Source organism: Mycetocola manganoxydans (genome assembly GCF_003667545.1).
GTDB lineage: Bacteria > Actinomycetota > Actinomycetes > Actinomycetales > Microbacteriaceae > Mycetocola_A > Mycetocola_A manganoxydans.
Map to the genome: position 1 here is coordinate 1 of NZ_RCUV01000023.1, position 25217 is coordinate 25217.

Consider the following 25217-nt stretch of genomic DNA (forward strand, 5'->3'; position numbering starts at 1 on the left):
TTTTCAGACGTCATCGATCGCTCCAGGACCGAAGCGGTGTTCATCGAGCGCCGCGGTCAGCGTGCTGCCGTGGTTGTCAGCCCTGAGCGCTACGAACAGATGCTTGAAGCTCTGGAAGAAGCCGAAGATGTCGCCGCATTTGATGAGGCGATGGCAGAGGAGGGGCCGAACATCCCCTGGGCTCAAGTGAAAGCCGATCTGGGCTGGGTATGACCTACCAAGTCGAGTTGCGTCCTGCCGCAGTTCGCGCGTTGAAGCGAATTGATCATCAGGATCGCGACCGCATTCGTGGAGCGATCGCGCTCCTCGGTGAGGATCCACGACCGCCAGGCGCCAAGGCCCTCCAAGGGCGTCCCGGCCTCAGAGTTCGCATAGGGGACTACCGCATCGTCTATAAAGTTGACGACGACATTCTCGTTGTAGCAGTGATCACGCTTGGTCATCGTAGTAACGTCTACGAGCGCTGACTGCCCACCGACTGATCAGCTTCTGGCCGCCCCGGTACCCCGCTGGGCGTTTCCAGCTGACGCGGTCGTTGTGCGCTTTTTCGGCCGCGTCAGCTGGTGCGCTCGGGACTCAGCGCTCTGATCGCAGTTGTCGTTCAATCGTTCGGTAGACCGTGGACCTGGCTACGTTGAAGAGTTCGGCTATTTCGGCGGTCGAATGGGTGCCAGCATTGTGCACCTCCATGAGGTGCTTCTGCTGGGCGTTCGAGAGTTTGGGTTGCTTTCCACGGAGCCGTCCTTTTGCCTTCGCAATCTGCATTCCTTCCCGTGTCCGCGCGCGTATGAGGTCCGATTCAAATTCGGCGACCATCGCTAGAACGTTGAATAGTAGACGGCCGACGGGGTCGTTCGGGTCATGGACGGATCCACCGATGCTGAGCTTGACGTCTTTAGCGGTGAGTTCATCGATGATGTCCTTCGCATCGCGGAGGGAGCGGGCCAGCCGATCGAGTTTGGCGACGACCAATGTGTCGCCGCTGCGGCACGCTGCCAACGCTTCCCTCAGACCGGGACGGGCGCGGTTGGTGCCGGTGAGGCCGTGGTCGGTGTAAATCAATGTCGGTCTAACGCCGAGGCGTTCTAGGGCGTTTGTTTGGGCGGTCAAATCTTGTTCATTGGTGGATACGCGTGCGTAGCCAATCAGTAATTCAGTCATGACGCGCAGACTGATATCTCAGCCCGTCAGGGTCAAGGACAGACGCGTTGAACGTCCGCCTTCCGGAACCCGTGAATGCATGGCGTGGAAGCGTCCCGCATGTTGCGCTCGTCGACGTTCGGCGGCCCGCTGTTAGCCGGTAACGGCGCGCTCGGGGCTGAGTTCGCGAAGCATGACTAGCTCGTGCCGGCCATCCGGCAGCAGATTGCCGGGTTCGTCGGACACAGCGAAGCCGTTCCTTTCGTAAGCTCGTCGGGCTGCGATATTCTCCGGCATCACGGACAGGGTGAGCGTCGCCACGCCAGTGCTCACCGCCCAGTTGGCGATCGCAGTGATGAGGGCAGTGGCGACACCTCGACCGCGAACGGCGGGGTCTACCCACATCGAGATGAGTTCGGCGTAGCTGCCGTGGTCTTTGCCCGGAGTGCCGGTGGCCATGCCCACCGGAGCGTTTCCATCGACATCGATGGCCAGCAGATTGATCGCTCCCGGGACCGACAGGCGGTCGCGCCAGCGGTCATCCGGTGCGTCTACCCACTCTTGGAAGCGTGAGCCGAAGGCTCCGGGCGCGTCCGTCAGCGCCGCCAGTCGCACCTTCCGCCAGGCCTGCCAGTCCTCGGCAGATACGGCACGCAGTTCGATGGTCATGACGAGACCATACCGGGTCGAGTGCGAGTTAGGGGCGTGCGCAGGATTCCCCATTGAGCGTTCGCTAATGAGTCGCGTCTTTGGTTGGAGACAAGGATCAAGATTTTTGGTGACGGCCGCCTAGCGGAACGTTGGACCTCCGGTCAGCTCTCGCGGGCAGTGCCGGCAACCGACTCTGTTTGGGTCGCTGCGAGGCTGCCGAGCAGCTGGACGCGTTCTTCCGTGGGCGAGCCGGGCTGTGTCGTGTAGGCGTAGAGCATCCAACCGGGTGTTCCGGGTAATTCCATTCCTTCGAACTCGAATTCGAGATCGCCGACGTCGGGGTGATGGATGCGTTTCTTGCCTGAACGGTGGAAGCGGACGTCGTGAGCGGCCCAGCGTTGACGGAAGGCGTCACTTCGGGTGACGAGTTCTCCAATGAGGTCAGTGAGGTCCTTGTCGTGAGGATTCTTCCCAGCCGCGCTTCGCATGCTTGCAACAAGGCTGTCCGCACCATTTTCCCAGTCCGGGTAGAAGTTCCGGGACGCTGGGCTGAGGAACGTGAACCGGGCGTTGTTGGCTTGGTTCGTCGGGTCGTTCAGCATTGGCGCCAGGAGCGCACGTCCTAAAGAGTTGAAGGCGACCAGGTCCGCGCGTCGGTTTTGGATCACCGTCGGCGTACCAGTGTTCGTGTCGAGGAAGCGTTGCAGGCTTGGCCGGACGGATGCGGTCTTGGGCCTGGCTGGACGGCGGATCGCGGCAGGTCCGGCGGCACGCGCGAGGTCGTGGAGGTGGTCAGTCTCAGCGTCGTCCAAGTGCAGCGCGGCCGCGAGGGCGTTGAGGACTTCGGTGGAAACACCGGCGAGGTTACCGCGTTCCATTTTCGCGTAATAGTCACTGCTCATCCCGGCAAGCATCGCGACTTCTTCGCGTCGCAACCCAGCCACCCGACGGCGGGCTCCGCCGATGATGCCGGCCTGGTCGGGGGTGAGGCGTGCCCTGCGGCTGCGGAGGAAGTCGCTGACTTCGGCCTGGTTGTCCATACGGTCACGTTACGACACCCGGTCGTTGGGAAGGAGGAACTGCTAGTACACGGATAGCCCCGCACTCCCTCAGCGAAGCGACAGCGGGTGTACTTGAGACATGGAATACACACGTCTCGGAAAGTCGGGCATCAAGATCAGCCGGGTAGCCCTCGGCTGCATGAGCTTCGGCGACAGGTCAACTGGATTCAGTGAATGGGCTCTCGGCGAAGAGGACGCAGCACCGTTCTTCCGCCAGGCCGTCGAACTGGGGATCACGTTCTGGGACACCGCGAACGTGTACTCGAACGGCACGTCGGAGGAGATCGTCGGCCGTGCCATCACCAAGTTCTCCAGCCGCGAGCAGATCGTACTGGCCAGCAAGGTGTTCTTCCCCATGCACGACGGTCCCGGAGGCGGCGGCCTATCCCGTAAGGCCATCCTCGAACAGGTGGATGCCTCGCTCTCCCGCCTGGGTACCGACTACGTCGACCTGCTGCAGATTCACCGCTTCGACCCGGAGACACCGGTCGAGGAGACGATGGAAGCACTGCACGACGTGGTCAAGGCCGGAAAAGCTCGCTATCTCGGAGCATCTGCCATGCACGCCTGGCAGTTCGCGAAGATGCAGCACACAGCGCAGCTGCACGACTGGACCCGGTTCGTAGCAATGCAGGACCAGTACAGCCTCCTCTATCGTGAGGAAGAGCGTGAAATGTTCGGTCTCCTCGCTGACCATGGTGTCGGCAGCATCCCCTACAGCCCACTCGCGAAAGGCCGCCTGGCCCGCCCGATCGGCGAAAGCACGAAACGCTCCAGCAACGACCCTGTCGGCAACGCCCACTTCAGTAACACCGACTCCGAGAAGGCCGTCGTCGACGCCGTCGCCCGGATCGCTGAGACCCGTGGAATCCCGATGGCCCAAGTCGCCCTCGCGTGGGTGCTGAGCAACCCCGTCGTCAGCGCCCCCATCGTCGGCGCCACTAAAGAAGACCATCTTGCCGACGCAGCAGCGGCCGTGGACATCACCCTCACCGCCGACGAGATTACCTCCCTCGAGGAGAACTACGCCACCCGCCTCCCCGTGGGCTACTGAACGACCACTCACAACCCAACTTCAGTTAGGACCAACCTCATGCAGAACGTGACCCTGAACAACGGCGTCGAGATGCCGATCCTCGGCTTCGGCGTCTTCCAGATCGACGCCGAGCAGACCGAGAAGGCCGTCTCCGACGCCCTCGCCGCAGGCTACCGCTCGCTCGACACCGCAGCAGCGTACGGCAACGAAGAAGCAGTCGGCGCCGCAATCAAGAACTCCGGCATTCCCCGCGACGAACTCTTCATCACCACCAAGCTGTGGGTACAGGACGCCGGCGAGGACAACACCAAGCGCGCATTCGATGCCTCCCTCCGGAAGCTCGGCCTCGACTACCTCGACCTGTACCTGATTCACCAGCCGTTCGGCGACGTCTATGCCGAGTGGCGCGCGATGCAGGAGCTGAACAAGGAAGGTCGCGCCCGCGCGATCGGCGTCTCGAACTTCGCCGCCGACCAGCTTCTCGACCTCATCATCAACAATGAGATCACCCCAGCGGTCAATCAGATCGAGACCCACCCGTTCCGACAGAACGTGAAGTACCAGGAACTCCTCAAGAGCGAAGGCGTGCAGATGGAGTCGTGGGGGCCGTTCGCCGAAGGTAAGAACAACCTCTTCACCAACGAGACCCTTGCCTCCATCGGCGAGCCACACGGCAAGTCCGTCGCGCAGGTAGTTCTCCGGTGGATGATCCAGCGCAGCGTCGTCGTCATCCCCAAGTCGGTCAACCTCGACCGGATGGCGCAGAACATCGATGTTTTCGACTTCTCCCTCACTGACGACGACATGACCCACATCGCCAGCCTGGACACCGGTAAGTCGCAGTTCTTCGACCACGCCGACCCCGACATGGTCCGCTGGCTCAGCGCACGACGAGTCGACTGATCCGCCGGGTGGCCGTAGCGCGGTCCGCGGCCACCCGCCATCACTCGCGATCCGGAAAGAGCAGAATGCAACAGCGACATGACCAACAACGCATCGCGGTCAGAGTCGCCGCGTTAGCCGTGGGACTGGGGCTCACCGCCTGCACCGCCGGAAGTACCCCGGGTGAATCGACAGAGGAGGAGAGAAGATCGTCGCCGCCGCGGTCTTCGCGGAGCCAGGAAATGATCACACCGCCCGGATCACCCAGCGGCCCTGCGACCGGTTACCGCGACGGTACGTACACCGCCATAGGCTGGTACGGATCGCTGCCGTCCCATCACGACGTCACGCTCACTATTGAAGATGACACCGTGACCGCAGTCGAAATCACCACGCCTGCCGAAGACGAGACCTCGCTCGGTTACCAGCAACGTTTCGCCGCGGCACTGCCGCAAGCCATCGTCGGGCGAAACATCGACGAGCTAGCCGTTGACCGACTCGCTGGATCCAGCGGATGCTCCGAGGGCTTCATGAACGCGCTCGCGAAGATCAAGGACGACGCAGCCTCATAACGTTTCCAAGTGTCCCGCTGAGGGTTCCCGTTGAGGCCGAAGAGTGACTGTCGCGTGAGACGGCCGACAATCAGTGCGAATGAGGCACCGAGACTGCGTCGGTGGTGACGGCACGAATGACCATATCGTCGAGGTTCGGGAGCTCGTGCTTGAGGCGGTGTTCAGCCTCATGAATCACGTTCTCGACGTTCGACAGGCTTTCGTCTTTGACCTTGATGACGGCGGCGCCTTGTAGTCGGTGTCCGACCCAGCGCAGTTGTAGCTGGTGGACGGTGAGGACGTCCGCGGAGGCGATCAGCGCAGTCTGTGCACGGTCAACGAGTTCCGGTTCGATTCCGTCCATCAGTCGCCGGCCGACACTGCGGATTGTGCCCCAAAGCAGGACGATAATCGCGGCGGAGATGATGAGGCCGATGATCGGGTCGGCGAGGGGGAAGCCGAGCATGACACCGATTGCGCCGAGCACAACCGCGAGGGACGTGAACCCGTCGGTGCGGGCGTGTACTCCGTCGGCGACGAGTGCGGCGGATCCGATCTTTTGCCCTACCCGGATGCGATAGATCGCGACAGCTTCGTTTCCGACGAACCCGATGACTCCGGCGGCGAGAACCCACCACAGGTTCTGCAATGGTTGCGGGTTAATGATGCGCTCGATCGATTGCCACGCGGCGAGAATCGCGGAGAGGGCGATGACGGCGACGATGAAGAGTCCTGCGAGGTCTTCGGCGCGGCCGTAGCCGTAGGTGTAGCGGCGGGTGGCGACGCGGCGGCCGAGGACGAAGGCGATCCAGAGTGGGACCGCGGTGAGGGCGTCGGAGAAGTTGTGGATGGTGTCGGCTAACAGGGCGACAGAGCCGCTGATCAGAACCACGACAAGTTGAAGAACGGTAGTGGCGAGCAGGATGACCAGGCTGATCTTGAGCGCCCGAACCCCCTCCTTGCTTGCCTCTAGAGCGTCATCGATCGAGTCGGCGGCGTCGTGGCTGTGCGGCACGGATAATCCGTAGAAAAACCCTTTGATCCCGGGCGGGTGCGAATGGTCACTGTCGTGATCGTGGTCGTGGTCGTGGTCGTGGTCGTGGTCGTGCGCGTGCGCCTGATCTGCCCGCGTCATCATTCACCCGCCTCGTGAGTCGGGTGGTGATGGCGAGGCGTGCCGCCGAGAGTGTGCTCGGCCTGGAAGATGGCGTCCGACACAAGCTGACTCGCGTGCTCGTTCTCAAGCCGGTAGAAGACCCGCTGTCCGTCCTGCCGGGTTGCGACGATCCGGGCCAGGCGCAACTTTGCCAAGTGCTGCGAGACGGCCGCGGGAGATTTGTCGACAGCACTCGCCAACCGATTTACGGACAGTTCCCCGTCGCGGAGGGCAAGGACGATCCGCACTCGAGTCGAATCGGCCAGCATCGAGAAAACCTCAACGGCCAATTCGACGAACTGACTATCCGGCTCGCGACCACATACCCGCATATCTGCATCCATACGCAGATTATTACACATATGTTCCGCTGGAGGTTCCTTTATAGTCGAGGAACTGCTCGATCAAGACAGGGTGACCGGTGAATCGGATGAACAGAGCGACGAGGCTCGCGACAGGCAGCCTCCTTGGAGTGGTCCTGGCCGTGACTTCAACGGCCTGCAGTGGTCCTGGTGATCTCAACATCAGCAACAATGGACCAGACGACGTCACTGTCGTCATCGGAGACGGAGAGGCCGTGACTGTCTACGCCGACGGAGGTGTCGCCATACTCGGCTATGGCTGCACACCAGCTGATGTAACGGTAACGTTCGCCTCTGGCCGAGAGGTAGTGTTGCCCGGGCCGGTGTGCTCCGACCAGCAGATCACGATCGGCGACGATACGGCCACGCTGGGACTTGTCTCAAGTGATAACACCTGAGCGTGAGAAACATCGTTGCGGGGCGTGACCCGCTGAAGGTTCGCTCCATGACATGACGTGATGTCACGTGTTGAGTCGGTGAGATCATTTGACAGTGACCGTTCTCGAACCCGCGCTTGTGCCCGAACTACTTGTCTCCGATCTCGACCGAAGCATCACTTTCTGGTCCGACCTCTGCGGGTTCACCGTGCGCTACTCCCGTCCAGAAGAGCGATTCGCCTATGTCACGCTCGGCTCTGCGCACGTGATGCTCGAACAAACAGGCGTGGGTCGCAACTGGATTACGGGACCGCTCGAGAGTCCTCTCGGCCGCGGGATTAATTTTCAGATCACCGTACCCGATTGCTCAGCGATCGCCGCCTCGCTCGACACCGGCGGAGTCGAGCTTTTTATGCAGCCTGAGACGAAGTGGTACCGAGTGGACGACGACGAAGAGACGGGTGTGCAGCAGTTCCTTGTTACCGACCCCGACGGCTATCTGCTCCGTTTTCAGACATCCCTCGGGCGTCGAGCCGTCGTCCGTTAGGCGTTCGCCCGGTGGGGCACGCCGTCTTAACGAATCTCGCGTGCCAGGAGATGTGAGAAAGCAAGCTTCAAGTGCCCTATCGATGCAGTTCGGTGGACGTCGCGTCGCGTCTGGCTTCGATTGCAGAGAGCATCATACCGACGACACAGTACGCCCCCAGGACGAAAAATGGTGCGATCAAGGGAATGGCGACGCTGATCGCACCGAGACCGCGCCACCCATCGTTAACTGGCAAAAGAACCGCGAAGTAGATGGCGAAAGGAACTGTTAAAACTGCCGCTGCGAGGAGAGCGACGAGGGCCCGCGCCGGGAATTTACGTTTCCGAACGATTCGGTTTCCTGCAATCGCAAGGAGGGCCCATATAGCAATCGGCACCGCCACCCACAGTACGCCGAGTGCCATCCGGGCAATGAAGTCGACGCTAGACGTATAGGGCTGCGCAGGGGTAGCGCCGCTGGCCGCTAGGTTGGCGGCGTAAAGGAGCTGCCATGCCAGGTAGAGCAACACGGCGAGCAGGGCGGTAAGAAGCGGTTCGGTGAGCCAGCGTTGCGTTCTCATTTGTGTCCTTCCGGTCGTCCACCGTACGGTGCGGGCAGGACCTATTCGTCATGACTATAGATGAGGAAGTCCCGCCGTCGTTGGCCAACAATGGCCCACCTTGGAGGTACTCGAAACGATTCGGCGCATCCGGGACTATCACGCCAACGGCGGACAGCAGCTCCTCGTTCATTGTTCCCGTTGAGCGTTCTCGTTGAGGGTTGAACATCGTGGCGCTAACCGCCGCGCCAGCGAGGAGTTTTGCTGTCGCGGCGTGCATCGTTCCAGTTGCCTTGATGATCGTTTTCGTTTCCCTCACACCGTCGAATTCAGCAACCGAAACGGTCGTATCCGGCGTGATGGCGAAACGGGTGGAGTTGCACCTCCCGTATCGTTATGTGGTTCGGTGGACTCACGTCCCGCCCTACTGAAAAAGAAGGCCCCGCCCATGCATCCGTCCCTTGTTCCGCCGCGTCAGGTGAAGATCGGTGATGCGGCTTCGTTCGTCGGCATAACACCGCGGGCGATCCGTCACTACCACCAGATGGGTCTGCTTCCCGAGCCAGAGCGGGGCAACGATAACCGCCGCCGCTACGGTTACGAAGAAATGATCCGGCTACTGTGGATCCGCAAGATGGCCGACGCCGGGATCGCCTTGGTCGACATTCGTGACGCCTTTGCTCACTCGGCTCTCGCTGATGCCGACAGCAACCACGACGTCGCGGGCGTCTTGGAGCGGTTGGAGGAAGCCCTCGTCACCCAAGAAGCCGAGGTGCGTCGACAGCGAGCTGCGGTAGAACGCATGCGCGCCCAAGGCGACAGGATGGGAATGCTCTCCGACTTCGTCACCAACCGGCTCATGAAGCTCCCCGAGGGGTCCCTGCGCCAGGCGGACCTCGACAACCTGTTGGTTATAGAGCGAATCTTCGGCCCTCTCGGTGCGGCTGTCAACGCCGGCCGCTACATCGCCCTGGCCACCCACCCGGGTCTGCGGGAAGAATCCGACCGCGTGGATGCAGCCGAAGAGGCACTCGACGACACGATCGCTGTCGACGACCCCCGCGTGGCACAGGTGGCCGCCGAACGGTACGCCTTCGAACTGACGCTAAATGCCCTCATCGAGGATTCCGGTCTGGCGCAGGAAGACGACGCGCTCGTCGACGGTGGGACGCGCTGCAACCCCCTACCGCTGACGACGAGGCCCGTCAGGTCTCCGGCAGGGGACAAGAGTCCATGAGCGCCGTCGAAGCCATTGGCAAGATGCCCTACGACTATTCCCCGGCCCGGGTGCGTTGCATGGAACTGGTCGTCGAATATTACGCCGCGAACGAGTCACAGGCTTCTTAAACAATGGCTCGTGTTCAATCTCAGACAGGTCAGGTCAGGTCGCGTCCCGTTGGGGGTTCCCAGCAGCCGCGATCGTTGCCCGCGCCCGCGTTATCTGGTGTGCGTGGGACGTCAGCTCTTTGGTCGCAGTTGGCGCTCAATGGTTCTGTAGACCGTCGATCGGGCAACGTTGAAGAGTTCGGCGATCTCGGCAGTCGAATGCGTCCCCGCGTTGTGCACCTCCATAAGGTGCTTCTGCTGCGTGTTCGAAAGTTTGGGTTGCTTTCCTCGGAGCCTTCCTTTTGCCTTCGCAATCTGCATTCCTTCCCGTGTTCGGGCGCGAATCAGATCCGACTCGAACTCGGCCACCATAGCGAGAACGTTGAACAGCAAGCGTCCGACGGGGTCGTTCGGGTCATGGACAGATCCACCGATGCTGAGTTTGACGTCTTTAGCCGTGAGCTCATCAATGATGTCCTTCGCATCGCGGAGGGAGCGTGCCAGTCGATCGAGCTTGGCGACAACCAGCGTGTCGCCGCTGCGGCACGCTGCCAAGGCTTCTCGTAATCCGGGGCGGGCTCGGTTGGTGCCGGTGAGGCCGTGATCGGTGTAGATCAACGCTGGCCTCACGCCCAGGCGTTCCAAAGCGTTCGTTTGAGCGGTCAGATCCTGTTCGTTGGTGGATACGCGTGCGTAGCCAATCAGTAATTCAGTCATGACGCAGGATGATCTTTGAGCCCGCAACGGTCAAGCCCCGGAGTGTGCCGCTGCTGGGTCCACGGTGCGATCCGACGAACCCAGCCGTTCGTAGAACCGGTGTGCATCCCTCCGTGTGTCATCAGAATTGAGCTGTTCCAGTGCCCCATTGCCTCAGCACCTTTCATCCGACATCACGGCTCACACAGAGGTTGTGCCGCATCTCGGTCGATGTTCTCATTGGAACGGAGTCGAACACCCGATGAAAGCAGCACGTACCCAAGGAGCGGCGATGTCGAAGGTATTCATTCACGCAACTGTGAGCCTGGACGGGTTTCTGGCTGACCCGGACGGAGGTGTCGACTGGATGAACGGATTCCAGTCCGCTCCTGAGGACGAAGACGTGGTCGGAAGGGTCATGCAGGGACTCGGTGCCATCGTCGGAGGCGCCAACAAGACGCAGACCATAGACGACGGGGAGATTCCCTACGGGGCCATGGTTAAGGTACCGGTGTACTTGATGACCCACTCTGCTCATGAGCCGATCGAGAAGGGCGACGTAATGTACACCTTCGTTGTCGACGACATCGAACAGGCCATCGATTCCGCCAAACAAGCAGCAGGAGGCAAGTGGGTCAGCCTGCTCGGAGGCAGCATCTCCAGACAGGGCCTCGAACTCGGGCTCGTCGACGAGATCCAGTTGCACGTAGTGCCGATCCTCCTTGGAGAGGGGATCTCGCTCTTCACCGGACTGAGCAAACACATCCGGTTGGAGCGTGTCGAAACATCGGCGTACGCCAGTGAGACCCACCTCCGGTACCGAGTCCTCGCATGAGCGACACCGCCGCGCCCGCTCCTGCTGATCTGTGCGGATCCCGCGCCACACAGGACTGACCTCTTTCGCCGGTCCCATCAGCACGCGGTTGATGCGTCGCTGATCGAAGGGCAACCTCAACGAGGTCCACTCTCGTCGAGTGGTGGGGGAGACGCCGCGTCATTCTCGGCGTCGAATCGATCGCGTGCGCGCTGCACTTCGGGCAAAGCCTCGGTTGTCCACTGCAGGAGCGCTTCGATGAGTTCGTTGAGCGTGTTCCCGACTTCCGCAATCCGGTACTGCACCGCGACGGGACGCGTCTGCATGACGACACGTTCGATCATGCCGTTGCGTTCAAGGCGCCGCAGCGTCGCCGTGAGGGACTTCTGCCCGATCGCCGGGATCGCACGGCGCAACTCGTTGAACCGCAAGGGTTGGCCGCATAACTCGTCGAGCACGTGCAGGGACCACTTGTCGAGAACCTGGTCGAGCAGTTCACGGTGCGGTGCGTCGACCATCAGTAGGTTGGAGGGGGAGGTGGTGTCATTCACGACACCTAGTCTCGTTGAAGTTCCCTTCGTGCACCAAGTAGACAAGAGGAACCACCTCAGATCAATTGACGAAAGAAGTCCTCGTGAGCGTCACAACCTTCTCCCCTGAAAACATGTTCCAGCCAGTTCCTTATCACCACGTGGCGATGGGCACCGGCAGTCGCCATGTGCACGTGGCCGGCCAAATCTTCCGTGATGGCAACGCGAACCTCATTGCGACGGGTGACCTCTCCGGCCAGGTTGCGCAGGTGCTGCGCAACACCGCCCTCGGGCTCGCCGGGGCAGGCGCCACCTTCGCGGACGTCGTGCGTCTCCGCTTCTTTATGACCCAGTCAGCGCCGGAGAAGATCGGCGCTTTCATGGCTGGCATCGAAAGTGTCGTCGACGAGTTGAGGCTGCCGCAGCCGCTACCTCCCGTGTCGGTCATCGGCGTTGACTTTCTTTTCGAGCCGGCCGTCCTCGTCGAGCTCGAGGCCTACGCCGTGCTCGACTAAAGGAGGAGGATCTGACCCGCGATCCGAGCCCCGCCGGCGGTCTTAGCCGCAAGAGTGCATTGCACTACATGCCCAGCCTGGGTATATTGCGGACATGACGGAAACGGCGTTTTGGATACTGACCGCTCTCGCGGCGGGAAGGCGGCACGGGTACGCCCTTCTCAGCGATGTGGAGCGCCTGAGCGCCGGCTCCGTGACGCTTCGAGTCACCACGTTGTACGCCTCGCTGGAACGCTTGGAACGCGATGGCCGCATCCTGGCATCCGGAGAAGAAGTCGTCGAGGGACGCGCTCGCAGGTACTACGAAATATCCGACCGAGGCCGGGACGACCTGGCAACAGAGGCGGACCGATTGGCTGCCCGGGCGGCGGCGGCCCGGGCAAGCATGGCGGCCACGGTTCGTCGTCCGCGCTCTGTTGCAGTCTCGGCGGTCAGCATATGAGCAAGCAACGCCGTTCAACGTATCAACGGCTTCTGCGGTGGTACCCGGTGAGTTGGCGGCGCGTCAACGGTGCGGTCGTGCTCGACACACTGGAGGAACACGCTGATGCTCAGGGGCATACCCGACCAACTCGCGGCGAGGCCTGGTCGATCCGGGCACACGGCCTCGCCGAGCGCGCCACGCCGACAGTGATTGTTTGGGTCGCCTGTGTCGCTCTATTGATGTGCCTTGTCCCCGCGATCATGCTGGTATCCGGGGCCGCGGTCGTTGGTCCCTGGATGGATGCAGCCCGCGTCACCGTTCAGTTTCTCGGCGCACTGCTCGTGAGCGTCGCCGCTGGAGCAATGCTTGTACGTGCCGGCGTTATCCACGCCGAGGCTGCCCTGGTTGCTCTCGCCGCCGCTGTACCTGCCTGGCTGCTCGGAGCATTGACAGTGGCGTCCTGGAGCGTCGGCTTCGACGAAGCGGACGCCGGAGCAACTCGATCGTGGTTTGGCAGTGCCACCGGCACCTTGCTCATCTGTGCCTGGGCGGTAGGCGCGGCAGCTCTCCTGCCTGTTGCGTTCGCGATGCTCGGTGCTGTCCGCTCCCGGACTGCACGCATCACCTCATCCGCCGGCCTCTCCGTGACCGGCGCTTTAGCGCTGGGCGTCACCGCAGCGACATTCGTCGGGTTGATCGTCGGGGCAGCGGCGGTTCTCATTGTCGCGAGCATCCAACTGCGAGGATTGGTACCGGCACGCGCGCCCCAGGAGCACGAGCGGTCTCTCGTTCTGACGCCGACGAAGCGACGAATTATCGTCGCCAGCTCTGCGGCAGCAGCCGTGTTCGGAGTCGGATGCGCAGTGTTCGCCCTGACGGGAAGCTCGTGGGCGCCAGCCGTCGGCGATTCCACGACAGCCATGCGTGTAGGCATTCTCGCGGGCGCTCTGGTCGCAATTGTCACCGTCGGCGCAGGCGCAGCGGCGCTGCTTCCGCGAATGGGACGAATCGTCCTCGGACCCGCCCTTGCACTTGTCGCAGCCCTCCTCGCTCTCGCGAGTAGTTACATTCTGGATGAGACCAGTCCGCTGAGCTGGCCCCTTCACCTCGCCGCGGGCGTTCTCACCGGGCTGGCGGTAGGGCTGATGTTCGCCCCGATGCTCCCTGGCGCTCGCTGGTTTCGCATTCTCCTCATTGCAGCGATCAGTGTGGCCGCCGCTATCTCGTTCGGCTTCATGGTCATCACTGCGGCAGCATTCCTTGCACCGGCCTTCGCGATTCTTCTCACCGTCGTTCTCCTGCGCCGGCCAATCCTGCTCAATGGGACAGCCGCCGTCAGTTGAGCGAGGAAGACAGCGCGCTCGCGTCAGTTCCCCATTGCTGTCGTGGGGGTTGCCACCGTCTCCATGGTCAGTTCACGGCCGCCGTCGATGCCACGCGTGGTGAGCGAGGCTCTGATAGCACTCAGTTCGTTGATGTTTCCGATGTGTGTACCGCCGCAGGGGATGTTGGTGAGGCCGCTCGGAAGCTCGCAGACCCAGGTTCGCCGCGCGGTGAGTGTGTGATCATTCCGGTCGATTCGTACCACTCCGCCAGCTGTGACCCATTCGGCGAGCTGCATATTGACTCGTTCCGCAACGGCCGACGGCTCGTCAAGAGCGGAGGAGGCGAAGCCCTTGCGTCGTAGCGATTTGCCGATTCGGTAGGTGTCGACAGACCGGTTCGGGTGCATCCGTGAGCTCTGGATTGCGAGCGCATCGAACGCTGGGTTGCCCAGCGCGTCCGTTGGGACGGTTTTGCTCCACGCCGATGAAAGCGCCGCATCGAGCGCGAGTGCGGCGAGGTGGCACGCGGTGTGAGCAGCCGAGAGCGCCGAACGGTATTCCCGGTCGACCTCGATCCGCACCTGTTCGCCGATGGCGGGCGGCGCCCCCTCGATGATATGGGCGACGACGAAAATCCATCCGTCAGTTCCCGTGCGGACAGTGAGGTCTGCGCCGAGGTGAACCTTGTTGTCGAGGATGCCGCCGACGACGGCGTCGACGATGGGCTGCTGGCCCTGACTTGCGGTGAGGGTGCCGCGGTCGGCGGGCTGGTCGGGCCACGCGCCGTCGACCGGATGGAAAGCCGTTGTGTCGACGAGCACCGCGGATCGACCGCCAGCGAACGGTTCACTGTGAAGCACGGTTCCTGTGGAGCTTGTCGCTCCGTCCGGGTAGGTCACGATGGTGTCGGACGTAGGCAAGGCCATGCGATTTCCATTCTCTCGGGGTGCGTTCGAAGAGGGCCCGTGGACCGACATCGCGATCGAACACATCGGTTCTACCTCCGCCAAGACCGATGTCATCAGCGCGATCAAGGAGCGGGCGAGGGCAGATCGCGGGCTTTGAAGTCGGAAGACATCAAGAAGCGGTCGACCTCGATCCGGAGGGCGACCCGGGATGCATTGGGTCGAGGTTCGCGGTAACGCCTGGCATAGCAGTTCACGGCACGCGCGACAGAGACGTCATCGGTCATGACAATGGCCGTGCCTTCAATCGTTGACCAGTGACGCCCGCTCACCTGGCAAGCGGCGACCTTGTCGTTGACGCTCAGATGTTTGACCTTGTGGGAGTGCTCGTTGGTGATGACCCACGCGCACTCCTCTTCCAGGTCCAGGGCGACACCGACAGGCACGAGGTGCGGTCGGCCGTCGGCGCGAATCGACGTGAGTGTGCACAGGTGCCGCTCAGTCCAGAAGTCCAGGAGGAGCGCTGGGAAGTTGGTCCAATCCGGTTTCCACGAAGTCACAAGCTCATCCTCGCAGGTACCAGCGTCTCGGGCCCGCATCGATGGGCGGCGGTCGACTAGCATTCGAGGATGACGAATCCCGCTCCAACCGATGATGTCTCGATCGGCGGTGAGGGCATCCGTCTCGGGCAGTTCCTGAAATTCGCCGGCCTCCTCGACTCCGGTGGTGACGTGAAAGAGGCCATCATCGATGGCTTTGTCACCGTGAACGGCGAGGTCGATCGTCGTCGCGGAAGGCAGCTACAGCTCGGCGACATCGTTGGTTTTGACGGACGCAGGGTTCGCGTCTGCCCCTGAGGTACCGGTGGCCGTCCTCCGGGCGGCTCCCAGCCTGTAAGAAAATGGCAGGCGCCGGCTACGGGACGATGTGCCCCGCCGCCCGGAACAGCTCGTACCACTCAGCGCGCGTCAGCGGCAGGTCCGAACCGAGAGCCGCGCCGGCGACCCGTTCCGGACTGGTGGTGCCGAGCACGACCTGCATCTGAGCGGGGTGCCGGGTGATCCACGCCGTGGCGATCGCGATCGGCGGAACGTCATACTGTGCAGCCAAGCGATCGATCACGACGTTGAGCTCCGGGTACTCGTCAGAACCGAGGAAGACGCCGGTGAAGAACCCGGCCTGGAACGGCGACCAGGCCTGAATCGTGATGTCGTTCAGGCGGCAGTAGTCGACGATGCCGCCGGCGTCGAGCGTGACCGACTGCTGCTCGGCGAGCATGTTCGCCGCAACACCCTGGGTGACGATCGGCGCGTGCGTGATGGACAGCTGCAGCTGATTCGCGACGATCGGCTGGCGCACGTAACGCTTCAGCAGATCGATCTGCCGGGGCGTGTGGTTGGAGACGCCGAAGGCGCGGACCTTTCCCGCGGCCTCGAGCTCGTCGAATGCCCGGGCGACCTCTTCCGGTTCCACGAGCGCATCGGGGCGGTGCAGCAACAGGATGTCGATGCGGTCGGTCTGCAGGGCATCGAGCGACCCGTTCACGGACTCGATGATGTGGTCGTACGAGAAGTCGAAGTAGGGCCCGTCGCCGACAATGCCAGCCTTCGTCTGGATGGTGACGACATCACGCTCTGCCGGGCTGAGCTTCATCGCTTCAGCGAAACGGCGCTCGCACCCGTGCAGTTCATTCCCGTAGACGTCAGCGTGGTCAAAGAAGTCGATCCCGGCGTCACGCGCCGTACGAACGAGTTCCTGAACCTCGTCGTCGGACTTGTCGGCGATACGCATCAGGCCGAGCACGACGTTCGGCGCGACGATTTCGGTGTTCGGCAGGGTGAAGGTTTTCACGGGGTGTCCCTTTCGAGGAGTGATGTCTCCGGTTGGTGATTCACAACAGACTGAGGCTATCGGTCAAGGTTCGGGTTACCAGCGGTTGCGCACGTCCTCTGCCCAGCCGACAATGCCCTCGAACGACACGTGTTCACCGTTCTCGTCGAGCATCCAGCCGCTGAATTCCCCAAAGCACTGATGCCCGAATGACGAGAACACCTTCAGGTCTGTTGCCGAGGTCTTGTCGTAGAACGGCGTGAACGTGAGGTCGGCGGAGTCTCCGAAGATGTGCCACGGGGCGAGCCAGTCGGTGGAGTCGTATTCCCAGGTGAGTTCCTCACTGATTTTGCTCAACCGGCCGTCGACGACCAGGGCGTTCTCGGTCGACCCGGTGCCGTCGGTCCATTTGCTGCCGAGCTGCACCCCGATCACGCGGTCGTCGGACACCCCGGACCCTGCTGCCCAATTCCAGTGCATCGAGTACGGCCAGCGGCCTCTGCCGTGGTCGAGTGTCGCCCAGGATTCTCCCGCAGGAATGTCGAAGTCCTGTCCGTCGATCCGGAGCCGTCCGAATGCCGGCCGCGCGACATCCTTGATCGTGTACTGGAATCGCGTCGACGACCAGGGCACGACCACCGCGAGCGCTTCATGTCCCTCCGGTCGGCGGGCGACAACGTCGAGGTGCACGCGCGCCGCCTTCGCTCGCAGCCGGGTTCCACCGACGCCATCGTCGATGTCGATCGAGAGCGGTCCGGTCCGCACTCTCGCGGGGCCGGCCCCGAGGGTTCTCGGCAGCATGACGCTTGCCGAGAGCGGGCGGATCACCCCTGTGTGTACGACCTGCTGCGTGGACCGGTCGAAGACCCACAGATCGTGGACCGCTGCATAGTCGAGACTCGAGACCGTGACCGAGACGATGTGCGTCGGGGTGACGACCGCCCAGTACTCCCAGCGTTTGTTCCGCCCCCAGCCGCGGCCGAGGCGGCCGATCCCGTCGGTGTCGTGGAGCGGACGCCGGCTCCAGCCGACGGCGGCGGGGTTCAAACGACCGCTCCGGGCCGTCAGGGAGACCGGCGTGGTGATCTCACGTTCGTGCATTTCGTTGTGCCTTTCGGGACGCATCCTGAAGCTGGCAACGGCCAGCATCGTGCGCCCGGTGTCGGGATTTCGGCAGGGGCGGCGTTCGCCGATCCTAGCGCCACGGATGCCGTCACTCTCGCTCGCGAATTCCCAGCGGAGCGGAGGATTCGGTCGATTAGACTGACCGAATCGTGGCGGGCACAGGTGCCCGATTCCCACGCGACACCCGGGAGACGCCGCCGTGACGCTGACAGCCGAACCGAACACACCGGTCCTGCCGGCCGAACTCTCCCGAGCGCACGACATCCTGACAACGATTGTCCGGGCTTACGGAACGAAGGTTGTCGGTCAGTCAAGCCTCCGAACGAGCCTCCTCGTCGCGTTGATGACCGGCGGGCACGTGCTGCTCGAGAGCGTTCCCGGCCTCGCCAAAACCACGGCGGCAGAAGCGATCGCCGAATCCGTGCAGGCACGGTTCAAGCGCATCCAGTGCACCCCTGACCTGCTGCCATCCGACATCCTCGGCACCCAGATTTACGACCCCGGAACCGGGCGATTCGACACCCAGCTCGGCCCGGTACACGCCAACTTCGTCCTCCTCGACGAGATCAACCGGTCGAGCGCGAAGACGCAGTCCGCGATGCTCGAGGCGATGCAGGAACGCCAGACGTCGATCGGCGGCGTGAACTACCCGCTCCCGCACCCCTTCCTCGTGCTCGCAACGCAGAACCCGATCGAGCAGGAGGGCACGTACCACCTGCCCGAAGCCCAGCTCGACCGGTTCCTGATCAAGGAGATCCTCGGCTATCCGAGCCTCACCGAGGAAGCCGAGATCGTACGCCGGGTCAATTCAGGGCTGTATGACGCGAACCCGCCAGCACCGTCGCACGCCAGCATTGACGACGTGCTCTTCCTGCAGGGCCTCGTCCGTCGGGTGTACCTCGATCCGTCGATCCTCAACTACATCGTTCAGGCCGTCTTCGTCTCACGGAACGCTTCCCAGTACCTCGAGCCGGACCTCGCGGGGTACATCCAGTACGGTGCGAGCCCGCGGGCGTCGATCGCTTTCAGCTCTGTCGCCCGCGCTCTTGCCCTGCTCAACGGCCGGGATCACGTCATCCCGGAGGACGTCAAGTTCTTCCGGCACCAGGTGCTCCGGCACCGCCTGATCCTCGGCTTCGAAGCGGCCGCAGACAACGTCGAACCCGAGACGATCATCGACGCGATCTTCGCCACGATCTCCGTGCCGTAGGACACATCGTGGATGAGCTGCTCCACCGGGTGAAGACACGGCTGGCGATCCGCGCCCACCGCAAGGTTCGCGGCATGCTCGACGGGGAATACGTGTCGCTGTTCCACGGGAAGAGCCTCGACTTCGATGACCTGCGCGCGTACGCGCCAGGGGACGACGTCAAAGACATCGACTGGAAAGCAACCGCCCGCGTCGGTTCCCCACTCACCAAGCGCTACATCGCCACTCGCAAGCACGCCGTCCTGCTCATCGCAGACACGGGACGAGACTTCGCCGCTCTCTCGACGGGTGGGAACCCCAAGCGCGACATTGCGACTCTCGCCGCCGGGGTGATCGGGTACCTCGCCGTGCGGCACGGCGATCACGTGGGCCTCGTCGCGGGCGACGAGAACGGCACAGAGTACGTTCCGCTGCGGGGGACGGAGTCGCATCTCGAGCGCCTCCTCGCCGTCATCCAGAACCGGACGACCCTCTCCGCCGGTGCCAGCCGACTGGCCGCGCAACTCGACTATGTGCGTCGCACTTTCCGCCGCCGGATGCTCCTCGTCGTCCTCGCGGACGACGGTGCAATGTCTGCCGATCGTGACGACGACCTGCGCCTCCTTCGTCGCCTCCACGCCCAGCACGAGATTCTCTGGATCACCATCGGTGACGCCGATCCGACCCTCGAGGAGTACGCCGACAGCACCCTGATCGACGTGGCGGACGGACGGGAACTCCCACCGTTTCTCCGCAGAGACGCCGCCCTCCGCGAAGACTTCGCCGCAGCCGTCGCAACCCGCACACGGGCATCCGCCGACCTGCTCGAGAAAATCGGGATCACCAGCATCCGCCTGACGAGCGAAGACACGGTCATTCCAGGCCTGTTCCGGCTGCTGGAGGTGCATAACCATGCCCGACGTTGACGGCTACTTCCCGCCGACAGAATACGCGCCGATCTGGGCGATCCTCGGTATCAGCCTCCTCGCCCTGATCGCCGTCTGGTACGTCTTCCTCTGGTGGTGGTCCCGCCGCAAACACCGGATGCCGCGTGAGGCGCACGCAGGAAACGCGATCGAGCAGGCGGGCCGACTCAAAGGCAAGTACTACGGCCTGATCGACGAGGTCGAGGAGGCCTGGCGTGCCGACGAGCTGACCACAAGGGCAGCACACCAGAAGCTGGGAACCCTCGTGCGGTTCTTCGTGTTCGAGTCCACCGGTCGCAAAGCGCACGTCATGACCCTTGAAGACCTGAACAAGGCGAATCTGAGGTCGGTCGCCGACGCGATCGAACAGTACTACCCGGCGGAGTTCGCCGCGGTCGAACAAGGCAACGTTCCCGAGTCTGCCGGCATCGCGCGCGAGGTGGTCGGCACATGGAACTGATCTACTGGTGGCTGCCTCTGCTGTGGCTCGTCATCATCGGCGGAGTGATCGGACTCTCCCTGTGGCTCGGCGCCAGGCGGAGGGAGAGAGCGCGGAGCCTTGCCGTGCCGGTGGCGCACTCCGAGCGCCTGACCCAGCTCCCGGCATACCGTTCTGCCCTGCGCCGCTATCGCGCCGCGCTCGTCGGGTCGGCGGTCGTTCTCTCGCTCGTGCTGCTCGCCGCGGTCGTGATGAGTTCCCGCCTGGTCAGCATCACCAGCTACCAGCCGGAGATGCGCAATCGCGACATTGTGCTGTGCCTCGATGTGTCCGGTTCGATGATCGACTACGACGCAGCGATCGTCCGCACCTTCCGCGATCTTGTCGACGAGTTCGACGGCGAACGGATCGGCCTCGTCCTCTTCAACGCGTCCGCCGTCACCTATTTCCCGCTGACGAGCGACTACCGGTTCGTCCGCGAACAACTGGACTACCTCGAGAACGACCTGTCGTCACCGTTGTCTGACTACGAGTTCATCAACGGCACCCTGCTCGGCGAAGGCTCGTCGCTCATCGGTGACGGCTTGGGCTCCTGCGTCATGCGGTTCGACGACCTGGAGAGCGAGCGGTCGCGCTCCGTCATCCTCGCCACCGACAACTACGTCGCTGGTGAGCCGATCCTCACGCTTCCCGAGGCCGGGCAGTTCGCCCGGGAACGTAACGTGAGGGTCTACGGGATCAATCCCGGCGATGTCTCGAGCAAGGACTACATCGCCGGATACGCGCGTGAGATGGAGCGGGTGGTGCGGGGAACGGACGGCGGTTACTTCGCCCTCGAGGACCCGTCCGCCATCCCGTCGATCGTCGACGGCATCGAGGCACAGCAGACCACCCTTCTCACGGGTGAACCCGTTCTCGTGCGCACCGACGAGCCCATCGTTCCGTTCCTGCTCAGCCTGTTCGGCACCGGCCTCCTCATGTACTTCGGTTGGAGGTTGAAGCGATGACGTTCTCGCCCCTCCTCCCGCTGGGAATGCTCGTGGTCCTGCTCGGCGCCCTCGCCCTGTTCGCGATCGTGCAGTTCGCCCGTGCGCCACGGCGTTCCGGGTCATGGCACTGGCTGGTCCGCCTCGGCATGGTCCTGCTTCTGTTCGGGATCGCTCTGCGCCCATCACTGGCGTCGAACGATCAACCATCGGCGGCGTCGGGGGACGTGGACGTCTACTTCGTCGTCGACACCACGAGCAGCATGGCGGCGGAGGACTTCGGCGCACAGAGCGAACCCCGCCTTGTCGGCGTTCGGGCCGATATCGCAGGCATCGCCGAGCGGCTCGTCGGCGCACGCTTCTCGCTCATCACCTTCGACGCCGAGACCGTGCAGCGCCTGCCGTTGACCACGGATGCTTCGGCGCTGGTGTCGGGGGCGAACGCGCTCAACCAGGAGGTCACGGTGTACTCGGGCGGCAGCAGCATTTCGGCGCCGGTGGAGTACCTGGCCGAGCGGCTGGCAGTCGAAGCGGAGGCGAACCCTGACCGCACCCGGGTGATGTACTACCTCGGCGACGGGGAGCAGACCGTCGCCGAGCCCCCGGGATCCTTCAAGGCGCTGGATCCCTTCATCGACGAGGGGGCCGTGCTCGGTTACGGTACGGAAGCGGGCGGCCGGATGCGCCAGTTCAACGGCTACGACAGCGACGCGGAGGCGCCATACATCACCTGGTTCAGTGACTCAGGCGCCCAGGATGCCGTCTCGAGGATCGATGAGCTCGCGTTGCGGGGAGTCGCGACCCAGCTCGGCGTCGACTACCTCCATCGAGACGGCACCAAATCGGTGGACGCGGCTATCGGCTCGATCCGAGTCGGTAACGTCGAGGCCGAGACAGGGGCACCCGTCGGCACCCCTGAGTTCTACTGGATCTTCGCGTTCGCGTTCGGGATGCTGGCGCTCACCGAGATCGGCGCCCTCGCGGTCGCGCTGCGCGACCTGCGCCGGCTGGAGGGGGAGAGCCGTGCTGGTTAAGGCACCGTCGTCGCTCAAGCGCACGAGACGCAGGATGTTCCTGTTCTCGCTTCCGGTCGTGCTCCTCGCCCTCTTCGTCGCCTGGAAGCTCCTCAGCATGCCGGTCCTCGCCGACCGCGCCATCGAGGCATGGGACAGGGGAAATTACGAACGCAGCGTCGAAGCATCCGATTCTCTGATGTTCCTCAACGTCGCTGAGGACTGGATCCCGTGGTTCAACCGCGGAACCGCACACGCGAGCGCGCAGTCATATTCGGAGGCGACCGACGACCTCGCCAAAGCGCTCGAGCGGGCGCCGGCCGAGCGGCGATGTGATGTCCGGGTGAACCTCGCCCTCGCGTGGGAGATGCAGGGCGACGCCTACTTCGACGCCGGATACTTCGCCGGAGCGAGAAAACTATATGAAACGGCCAAGGCTGTGATCGATGCCGGTGCTGACGAGGGCTGTTTCGAACAGCAGCCGCCCGAAGAAGACGAGCAGCAGGAGGAGCCGGAGCAACCCGACACCGCCGAAAAGCTCGAACAGGCCGACGAGCGCGTGACGGAGAAACTGCGGCAGAGCGAGCAGCAGGAGGGCGAGCAGCAGCCCGACGGCGACTCCGGTGAGCCGGACGCAGAAGACGGGAATTCGGGCAATGGCAAGGTCGATGAGCTCCAGGAGAGGAGCGAGGAGGCCGAGAAGGAGAAGCAGAACCAGGACTCGACGAAGCGCGGCCAGGATGGAAGCCGCGACTACGTCGAAAAGCCGTGGTGACGGCATCCGCTCGCAGTTGTGCTCGGCGGGCCGCCTCGGGAACGGGGATAGCATGGACGGGTGGTTACCCGTCTAACGAACTTTTTCCTGAAGACCCTCCGTGAAGACCCTGCAGATGCCGAGGTGACGAGTCACCGGCTCCTCGTTCGGGCAGGCTATATCCGACGGCAGGCGCCTGGCATCTTCGCCTGGCTGCCGCTCGGTCTGCGTGTGAAGGAGAAGATCGAGCGCATCGTCCGCGAGGAGATGACCAACGCCGGAGCCCACGAAGTTCACTTCCCGGCTCTCCTGCCGCGTGAACCGTACGAGATCACCGGTCGCTGGGACGAATACGGCGACGGCCTGTTCCGGCTCAAGGACCGCAAGGGAAGCGACATGCTCCTCGCCCCGACACACGAAGAGGCCTTCGCGCTGCTCGTGAAGGACCTGTACTCGTCGTATAAGGAACTGCCCCTGTCGATCTACCAGATCCAGGACAAGTACCGAGACGAAGCGCGGCCACGGGCGGGGCTGCTTCGCGGTCGTGAGTTCACGATGAAGGATGCCTACTCGTTCGACTACACGGATGCCGGCCTCGACGCGAGCTACCAGATCCAGCGCGACGCATACGAGCGCATCTTCACCCGGCTGGGCCTCGAGTACGAGATCGTCAAGGCGGACGCCGGCGCGATGGGCGGATCGAAGAGCGAAGAGTTCCTGCACCCGACCCCCGTCGGTGAGGATACCTTCGTGCGCTCCGCCGGCGGATACGCCGCAAACGTGGAGGCGTGGGAGACCGAGGTTCCCCCGTCGATTCCTCTCGAGGGTCAGCCGGCGGCTGTCGTTCACGACACCCCGAACACCCCCACCATCCAGACCCTCGTCGACCTCGCCAACGCCCAACACCCGCGTGAGGACGGCGCTGCCTGGACGGCTGCCGACACGCTCAAGAACGTCGTCCTGTCACTGCGTGCTCTCGACGGGACGCGGGAACTCGTCATCGTCGGCCTTCCCGGCGACCGCGACGTCGACCTCAAGCGCGCCGAAGTCGCCTTCGCGCCCGCCGAGATCGAAGCGGCCACCGAGGCTGACTTCGCCAAGCACCCCGGCCTCGTCAAGGGCTACATCGGGCCGTGGAGCGACAACGGCGCCGTCCTCGGCGAGAAGTCGGCCACCGGCATCCGTTACCTGCTCGACCCGCGCGTGGTCGAAGGCACCAGCTGGATCACCGGCGCCAATGCCGACGGCAGGCACGTGTTCGGTCTCGTCGCCGGTCGCGACTTCGTCGGCGACGGAGTTGTCGAGGTGGCAGACGTCCGGGAGGGCGACCCGGCTCCCGACGGCTCCGGCCCGGTTGAGCTCGCACGCGGTATGGAGATCGGGCACGTTTTCCAGCTCGGCCGCAAGTACGCCGAAGCGCTCGGGCTCAAGGTTCTCGATGAGAACGGCAAGCTCGTCACGGTCACGATGGGGTCGTACGGAATCGGCATCACCCGGATCCTCGCGATCATCGCCGAACTCAACAACGACGACAAGGGCCTGATCTGGCCCGAGTCCGTTGCTCCGTTCGACGCCTACGTGGTTGCAACGGGTCGCGACGCCGCCGTCTTCGAAGCGGCGGAGACCGTTGTCAGCCAGTTGGAAGCATCCGGATTCGATGTGCTCTTCGACGACCGCCCGAAGGTTTCTCCCGGCGTGAAATTCGGTGACGCCGAACTGCTCGGTATCCCCAAGATTGTGATCGCTGGCCGTGGCGTCGCCGACGGATTGGTCGAACTGTGGGACCGCCGGACGGGGGAGCGCACCCCGGTACCGATCGCCGAGGCCGCTGCTCGCCTGCGCGACTGAGCCGTTGTACTCTCGAGAACGCTGTTCGCCTTTCGGCGGGCAGCGTTCTTGCGTTGGGGTGGTGATCCGGTGTCGAATCACCACAATTAGCGCTTCGAGAGCGCCGGAAGCGGCACTCCGTGGTCATTCGACGGATGCCGTGACTTCACCGCCGCGCGGAGCCCATCGATCGGTCCCAAAAGGCGGTTCGTTGCTGGGCGAATTCTAGGTAGTCACGCAACACCGGTGTTTGTGTGTGGGTTTAAGAGTAGTTTGTCGAGTCGTTCGGCGG

Annotated in this window: 32 protein-coding genes; 20 read left to right on the forward strand and 12 right to left on the reverse strand. The window is 63.3% G+C overall.

Annotation, left to right across the window (positions count from 1 at the left end):
• Together D9V29_RS14095 and D9V29_RS14100 are read left to right on the forward strand one after the other, a co-directional pair.
• On the forward strand, positions 1-213 hold a 213-nt coding region (locus D9V29_RS14095), incomplete at its 5' end, for a type II toxin-antitoxin system Phd/YefM family antitoxin (protein WP_220699968.1).
• A complete protein-coding gene (locus D9V29_RS14100) occupies positions 210-467 on the forward strand; it encodes a type II toxin-antitoxin system RelE family toxin (RefSeq protein WP_121673968.1) in 258 nt (85 codons plus the stop codon). The genes D9V29_RS14095 and D9V29_RS14100, both read left to right, overlap by 4 nt.
• A 109-nt stretch (positions 468-576) precedes the next feature.
• On the opposite strand, the gene D9V29_RS14105 is transcribed toward D9V29_RS14100, so the two are convergent.
• The 3 genes from D9V29_RS14105 to D9V29_RS14115 all read right to left on the reverse strand — a co-directional run bounded on the left by D9V29_RS14105 (position 577) and on the right by D9V29_RS14115 (position 2831).
• On the reverse strand, positions 577-1161 hold the full coding sequence (locus tag D9V29_RS14105; protein WP_121673969.1) for a recombinase family protein: 585 nt from the start codon (positions 1159-1161) through the stop codon (positions 577-579).
• 132 nt (positions 1162-1293) lie between these two features.
• Positions 1294-1809, reverse strand: coding sequence for a GNAT family N-acetyltransferase (locus D9V29_RS14110; protein WP_121673970.1), 516 nt, complete (start codon positions 1807-1809; stop codon positions 1294-1296).
• Positions 1810-1952: 143 nt separating this feature from the next.
• Complete coding sequence (locus D9V29_RS14115; RefSeq protein WP_121673971.1) at positions 1953-2831, reverse strand: helix-turn-helix transcriptional regulator; 879 nt, start codon at positions 2829-2831, stop codon at positions 1953-1955.
• Positions 2832-2931: 100 nt separating this feature from the next.
• Here D9V29_RS14115 and D9V29_RS14120 point away from each other — a divergent pair, with 100 nt between their 5' ends.
• The 3 genes from D9V29_RS14120 (at position 2932) to D9V29_RS14130 (ending at position 5342) form a co-directional block, all read left to right on the forward strand.
• On the forward strand, positions 2932-3906 hold the full coding sequence (locus tag D9V29_RS14120) for an aldo/keto reductase (protein ID WP_121673972.1): 975 nt from the start codon (positions 2932-2934) through the stop codon (positions 3904-3906).
• Between the two features lie 39 nt (positions 3907-3945).
• Positions 3946-4791, forward strand: a complete 846-nt coding sequence (locus D9V29_RS14125) for an aldo/keto reductase (protein WP_121673973.1) — start codon at positions 3946-3948, stop codon at positions 4789-4791.
• 221 nt (positions 4792-5012) lie between these two features.
• Complete coding sequence (locus D9V29_RS14130) at positions 5013-5342, forward strand: FMN-binding protein (RefSeq protein WP_121673974.1); 330 nt, start codon at positions 5013-5015, stop codon at positions 5340-5342.
• Positions 5343-5412: 70 nt separating this feature from the next.
• On the opposite strand, the gene D9V29_RS14135 is transcribed toward D9V29_RS14130, so the two are convergent.
• Positions 5413-6456 (reverse strand): cation diffusion facilitator family transporter, encoded by a 1044-nt coding sequence (locus tag D9V29_RS14135; RefSeq protein WP_220699969.1) that lies wholly within the window; start codon positions 6454-6456, stop codon positions 5413-5415.
• Complete coding sequence (locus tag D9V29_RS14140) at positions 6456-6821, reverse strand: ArsR/SmtB family transcription factor (RefSeq protein ID WP_183085040.1); 366 nt, start codon at positions 6819-6821, stop codon at positions 6456-6458. Before D9V29_RS14140 ends, D9V29_RS14135 begins: the two co-directional genes overlap by 1 nt.
• An 86-nt stretch (positions 6822-6907) precedes the next feature.
• Here D9V29_RS14140 and D9V29_RS14145 point away from each other — a divergent pair, with 86 nt between their 5' ends.
• Both D9V29_RS14145 and D9V29_RS14150 read left to right on the forward strand, forming a co-directional pair.
• Positions 6908-7237: a hypothetical protein gene (locus tag D9V29_RS14145; protein ID WP_121673977.1), complete on the forward strand. Its 330-nt coding sequence runs from the start codon at positions 6908-6910 to the stop codon at positions 7235-7237.
• Between the two features lie 94 nt (positions 7238-7331).
• Positions 7332-7763 carry a bleomycin resistance protein gene (locus D9V29_RS14150; protein WP_121673978.1) on the forward strand — a complete coding sequence of 144 codons (432 nt, stop codon included), beginning with the start codon at positions 7332-7334 and terminating at the stop codon, positions 7761-7763.
• A 76-nt stretch (positions 7764-7839) separates the two neighbouring features.
• Here D9V29_RS14150 and D9V29_RS14155 read toward each other — a convergent pair whose 3' ends face one another.
• A complete protein-coding gene (locus tag D9V29_RS14155; RefSeq protein WP_121673979.1) occupies positions 7840-8322 on the reverse strand; it encodes a hypothetical protein in 483 nt (160 codons plus the stop codon).
• A gap of 427 nt (positions 8323-8749) precedes the next feature.
• Between D9V29_RS14155 and D9V29_RS14160 the strand changes: the two genes are divergently transcribed.
• Positions 8750-9538 (forward strand): MerR family transcriptional regulator, encoded by a 789-nt coding sequence (locus tag D9V29_RS14160; protein WP_229790593.1) that lies wholly within the window; start codon positions 8750-8752, stop codon positions 9536-9538.
• 221 nt (positions 9539-9759) lie between these two features.
• On the opposite strand, the gene D9V29_RS14165 is transcribed toward D9V29_RS14160, so the two are convergent.
• Complete coding sequence (locus D9V29_RS14165; RefSeq protein ID WP_121673980.1) at positions 9760-10344, reverse strand: recombinase family protein; 585 nt, start codon at positions 10342-10344, stop codon at positions 9760-9762.
• A 271-nt stretch (positions 10345-10615) separates the two neighbouring features.
• Here D9V29_RS14165 and D9V29_RS14170 point away from each other — a divergent pair, with 271 nt between their 5' ends.
• Complete coding sequence (locus D9V29_RS14170) at positions 10616-11158, forward strand: dihydrofolate reductase family protein (RefSeq protein ID WP_121673981.1); 543 nt, start codon at positions 10616-10618, stop codon at positions 11156-11158.
• Between the two features lie 116 nt (positions 11159-11274).
• Here D9V29_RS14170 and D9V29_RS14175 read toward each other — a convergent pair whose 3' ends face one another.
• Positions 11275-11688 carry a winged helix-turn-helix transcriptional regulator gene (locus D9V29_RS14175; RefSeq protein ID WP_121673982.1) on the reverse strand — a complete coding sequence of 138 codons (414 nt, stop codon included), beginning with the start codon at positions 11686-11688 and terminating at the stop codon, positions 11275-11277.
• Between the two features lie 83 nt (positions 11689-11771).
• Between D9V29_RS14175 and D9V29_RS14180 the strand changes: the two genes are divergently transcribed.
• The 3 genes from D9V29_RS14180 (at position 11772) to D9V29_RS14190 (ending at position 13949) form a co-directional block, all read left to right on the forward strand.
• Positions 11772-12182 (forward strand): RidA family protein, encoded by a 411-nt coding sequence (locus D9V29_RS14180; RefSeq protein WP_121673997.1) that lies wholly within the window; start codon positions 11772-11774, stop codon positions 12180-12182.
• Positions 12183-12276: 94 nt separating this feature from the next.
• The gene (locus D9V29_RS14185; protein WP_121673983.1) at positions 12277-12624 is read left to right on the forward strand and encodes a PadR family transcriptional regulator; all 348 of its coding nucleotides are present in this window, start codon (positions 12277-12279) and stop codon (positions 12622-12624) included.
• Positions 12625-12701: 77 nt separating this feature from the next.
• Positions 12702-13949 (forward strand): hypothetical protein, encoded by a 1248-nt coding sequence (locus tag D9V29_RS14190; RefSeq protein ID WP_147436305.1) that lies wholly within the window; start codon positions 12702-12704, stop codon positions 13947-13949.
• Positions 13950-13972: 23 nt separating this feature from the next.
• Here the strand turns inward: D9V29_RS14190 and D9V29_RS14195 are convergent, their stop codons facing one another.
• Together D9V29_RS14195 and D9V29_RS14200 are read right to left on the reverse strand one after the other, a co-directional pair.
• Complete coding sequence (locus D9V29_RS14195; protein WP_121673985.1) at positions 13973-14857, reverse strand: alanyl-tRNA editing protein; 885 nt, start codon at positions 14855-14857, stop codon at positions 13973-13975.
• A gap of 104 nt (positions 14858-14961) precedes the next feature.
• Positions 14962-15396, reverse strand: a complete 435-nt coding sequence (locus tag D9V29_RS14200) for a pyridoxamine 5'-phosphate oxidase family protein (RefSeq protein WP_121673986.1) — start codon at positions 15394-15396, stop codon at positions 14962-14964.
• A gap of 69 nt (positions 15397-15465) precedes the next feature.
• Here D9V29_RS14200 and D9V29_RS14205 point away from each other — a divergent pair, with 69 nt between their 5' ends.
• Positions 15466-15693 (forward strand): RNA-binding S4 domain-containing protein, encoded by a 228-nt coding sequence (locus D9V29_RS14205; RefSeq protein WP_121673987.1) that lies wholly within the window; start codon positions 15466-15468, stop codon positions 15691-15693.
• A 58-nt stretch (positions 15694-15751) separates the two neighbouring features.
• Here the strand turns inward: D9V29_RS14205 and D9V29_RS14210 are convergent, their stop codons facing one another.
• Together D9V29_RS14210 and D9V29_RS14215 are read right to left on the reverse strand one after the other, a co-directional pair.
• On the reverse strand, positions 15752-16687 hold the full coding sequence (locus D9V29_RS14210) for an aldo/keto reductase (RefSeq protein WP_121673988.1): 936 nt from the start codon (positions 16685-16687) through the stop codon (positions 15752-15754).
• Positions 16688-16762: 75 nt separating this feature from the next.
• Complete coding sequence (locus tag D9V29_RS14215; RefSeq protein ID WP_121673989.1) at positions 16763-17767, reverse strand: DUF2804 domain-containing protein; 1005 nt, start codon at positions 17765-17767, stop codon at positions 16763-16765.
• A 223-nt stretch (positions 17768-17990) separates the two neighbouring features.
• On the opposite strand from D9V29_RS14215, the gene D9V29_RS14220 reads away from it, so the two are divergent.
• The 7 genes from D9V29_RS14220 to D9V29_RS14250 are packed head-to-tail and all read left to right on the forward strand — an operon-like array spanning position 17991 to position 24946.
• Entirely contained in the window at positions 17991-19001 is a 1011-nt protein-coding gene (locus D9V29_RS14220; RefSeq protein WP_373294864.1) for an AAA family ATPase, read from the forward strand.
• Between the two features lie 8 nt (positions 19002-19009).
• Complete coding sequence (locus D9V29_RS14225) at positions 19010-19906, forward strand: DUF58 domain-containing protein (protein WP_121673990.1); 897 nt, start codon at positions 19010-19012, stop codon at positions 19904-19906.
• Positions 19893-20366 carry a hypothetical protein gene (locus tag D9V29_RS14230; RefSeq protein ID WP_121673991.1) on the forward strand — a complete coding sequence of 158 codons (474 nt, stop codon included), beginning with the start codon at positions 19893-19895 and terminating at the stop codon, positions 20364-20366. The genes D9V29_RS14225 and D9V29_RS14230 overlap by 14 nt, the downstream gene beginning before the upstream one ends.
• Positions 20357-21352 carry a VWA domain-containing protein gene (locus tag D9V29_RS14235; protein ID WP_121673992.1) on the forward strand — a complete coding sequence of 332 codons (996 nt, stop codon included), beginning with the start codon at positions 20357-20359 and terminating at the stop codon, positions 21350-21352. Before D9V29_RS14230 ends, D9V29_RS14235 begins: the two co-directional genes overlap by 10 nt.
• On the forward strand, positions 21349-22365 hold the full coding sequence (locus tag D9V29_RS14240) for a vWA domain-containing protein (RefSeq protein WP_121673993.1): 1017 nt from the start codon (positions 21349-21351) through the stop codon (positions 22363-22365). The genes D9V29_RS14235 and D9V29_RS14240 overlap by 4 nt, the downstream gene beginning before the upstream one ends.
• Complete coding sequence (locus D9V29_RS14245; protein WP_147436306.1) at positions 22355-23119, forward strand: hypothetical protein; 765 nt, start codon at positions 22355-22357, stop codon at positions 23117-23119. The genes D9V29_RS14240 and D9V29_RS14245 overlap by 11 nt, the downstream gene beginning before the upstream one ends.
• Before the next feature lie 60 nt (positions 23120-23179).
• Positions 23180-24946 (forward strand): proline--tRNA ligase, encoded by a 1767-nt coding sequence (locus D9V29_RS14250; RefSeq protein WP_121673995.1) that lies wholly within the window; start codon positions 23180-23182, stop codon positions 24944-24946.
• The last annotated feature ends 271 nt before the right edge of the window (positions 24947-25217 follow it).

Bases quoted from the DNA above. Each gene is read 5' to 3' on its own strand.
- D9V29_RS14155 (WP_121673979.1), bottom strand. From the start codon at position 8,322: ATGAGAACGCAACGCTGGCTCACCGAACCGCTTCTTACCGCCCTGCTC.
- D9V29_RS14110 (WP_121673970.1), bottom strand. From the start codon at position 1,809: ATGACCATCGAACTGCGTGCCGTATCTGCCGAGGACTGGCAGGCCTGG.
- D9V29_RS14105 (WP_121673969.1), bottom strand. From the start codon at position 1,161: ATGACTGAATTACTGATTGGCTACGCACGCGTATCCACCAATGAACAA.
- D9V29_RS14160 (WP_229790593.1), top strand. From the start codon at position 8,750: ATGCATCCGTCCCTTGTTCCGCCGCGTCAGGTGAAGATCGGTGATGCG.
- D9V29_RS14185 (WP_121673983.1), top strand. From the start codon at position 12,277: ATGACGGAAACGGCGTTTTGGATACTGACCGCTCTCGCGGCGGGAAGG.
- D9V29_RS14140 (WP_183085040.1), bottom strand. From the start codon at position 6,821: ATGGATGCAGATATGCGGGTATGTGGTCGCGAGCCGGATAGTCAGTTC.
- D9V29_RS14205 (WP_121673987.1), top strand. From the start codon at position 15,466: ATGACGAATCCCGCTCCAACCGATGATGTCTCGATCGGCGGTGAGGGC.
- D9V29_RS14130 (WP_121673974.1), top strand. From the start codon at position 5,013: ATGATCACACCGCCCGGATCACCCAGCGGCCCTGCGACCGGTTACCGC.
- D9V29_RS14195 (WP_121673985.1), bottom strand. From the start codon at position 14,857: ATGGCCTTGCCTACGTCCGACACCATCGTGACCTACCCGGACGGAGCG.
- D9V29_RS14170 (WP_121673981.1), top strand. From the start codon at position 10,616: ATGTCGAAGGTATTCATTCACGCAACTGTGAGCCTGGACGGGTTTCTG.
- D9V29_RS14230 (WP_121673991.1), top strand. From the start codon at position 19,893: ATGCCCGACGTTGACGGCTACTTCCCGCCGACAGAATACGCGCCGATC.
- D9V29_RS14100 (WP_121673968.1), top strand. From the start codon at position 210: ATGACCTACCAAGTCGAGTTGCGTCCTGCCGCAGTTCGCGCGTTGAAG.
- D9V29_RS14120 (WP_121673972.1), top strand. From the start codon at position 2,932: ATGGAATACACACGTCTCGGAAAGTCGGGCATCAAGATCAGCCGGGTA.
- D9V29_RS14215 (WP_121673989.1), bottom strand. From the start codon at position 17,767: ATGCACGAACGTGAGATCACCACGCCGGTCTCCCTGACGGCCCGGAGC.
- D9V29_RS14235 (WP_121673992.1), top strand. From the start codon at position 20,357: ATGGAACTGATCTACTGGTGGCTGCCTCTGCTGTGGCTCGTCATCATC.
- D9V29_RS14135 (WP_220699969.1), bottom strand. From the start codon at position 6,456: ATGACGCGGGCAGATCAGGCGCACGCGCACGACCACGACCACGACCAC.
- D9V29_RS14145 (WP_121673977.1), top strand. From the start codon at position 6,908: ATGAACAGAGCGACGAGGCTCGCGACAGGCAGCCTCCTTGGAGTGGTC.
- D9V29_RS14165 (WP_121673980.1), bottom strand. From the start codon at position 10,344: ATGACTGAATTACTGATTGGCTACGCACGCGTATCCACCAACGAACAG.
- D9V29_RS14125 (WP_121673973.1), top strand. From the start codon at position 3,946: ATGCAGAACGTGACCCTGAACAACGGCGTCGAGATGCCGATCCTCGGC.
- D9V29_RS14240 (WP_121673993.1), top strand. From the start codon at position 21,349: ATGACGTTCTCGCCCCTCCTCCCGCTGGGAATGCTCGTGGTCCTGCTC.
- D9V29_RS14115 (WP_121673971.1), bottom strand. From the start codon at position 2,831: ATGGACAACCAGGCCGAAGTCAGCGACTTCCTCCGCAGCCGCAGGGCA.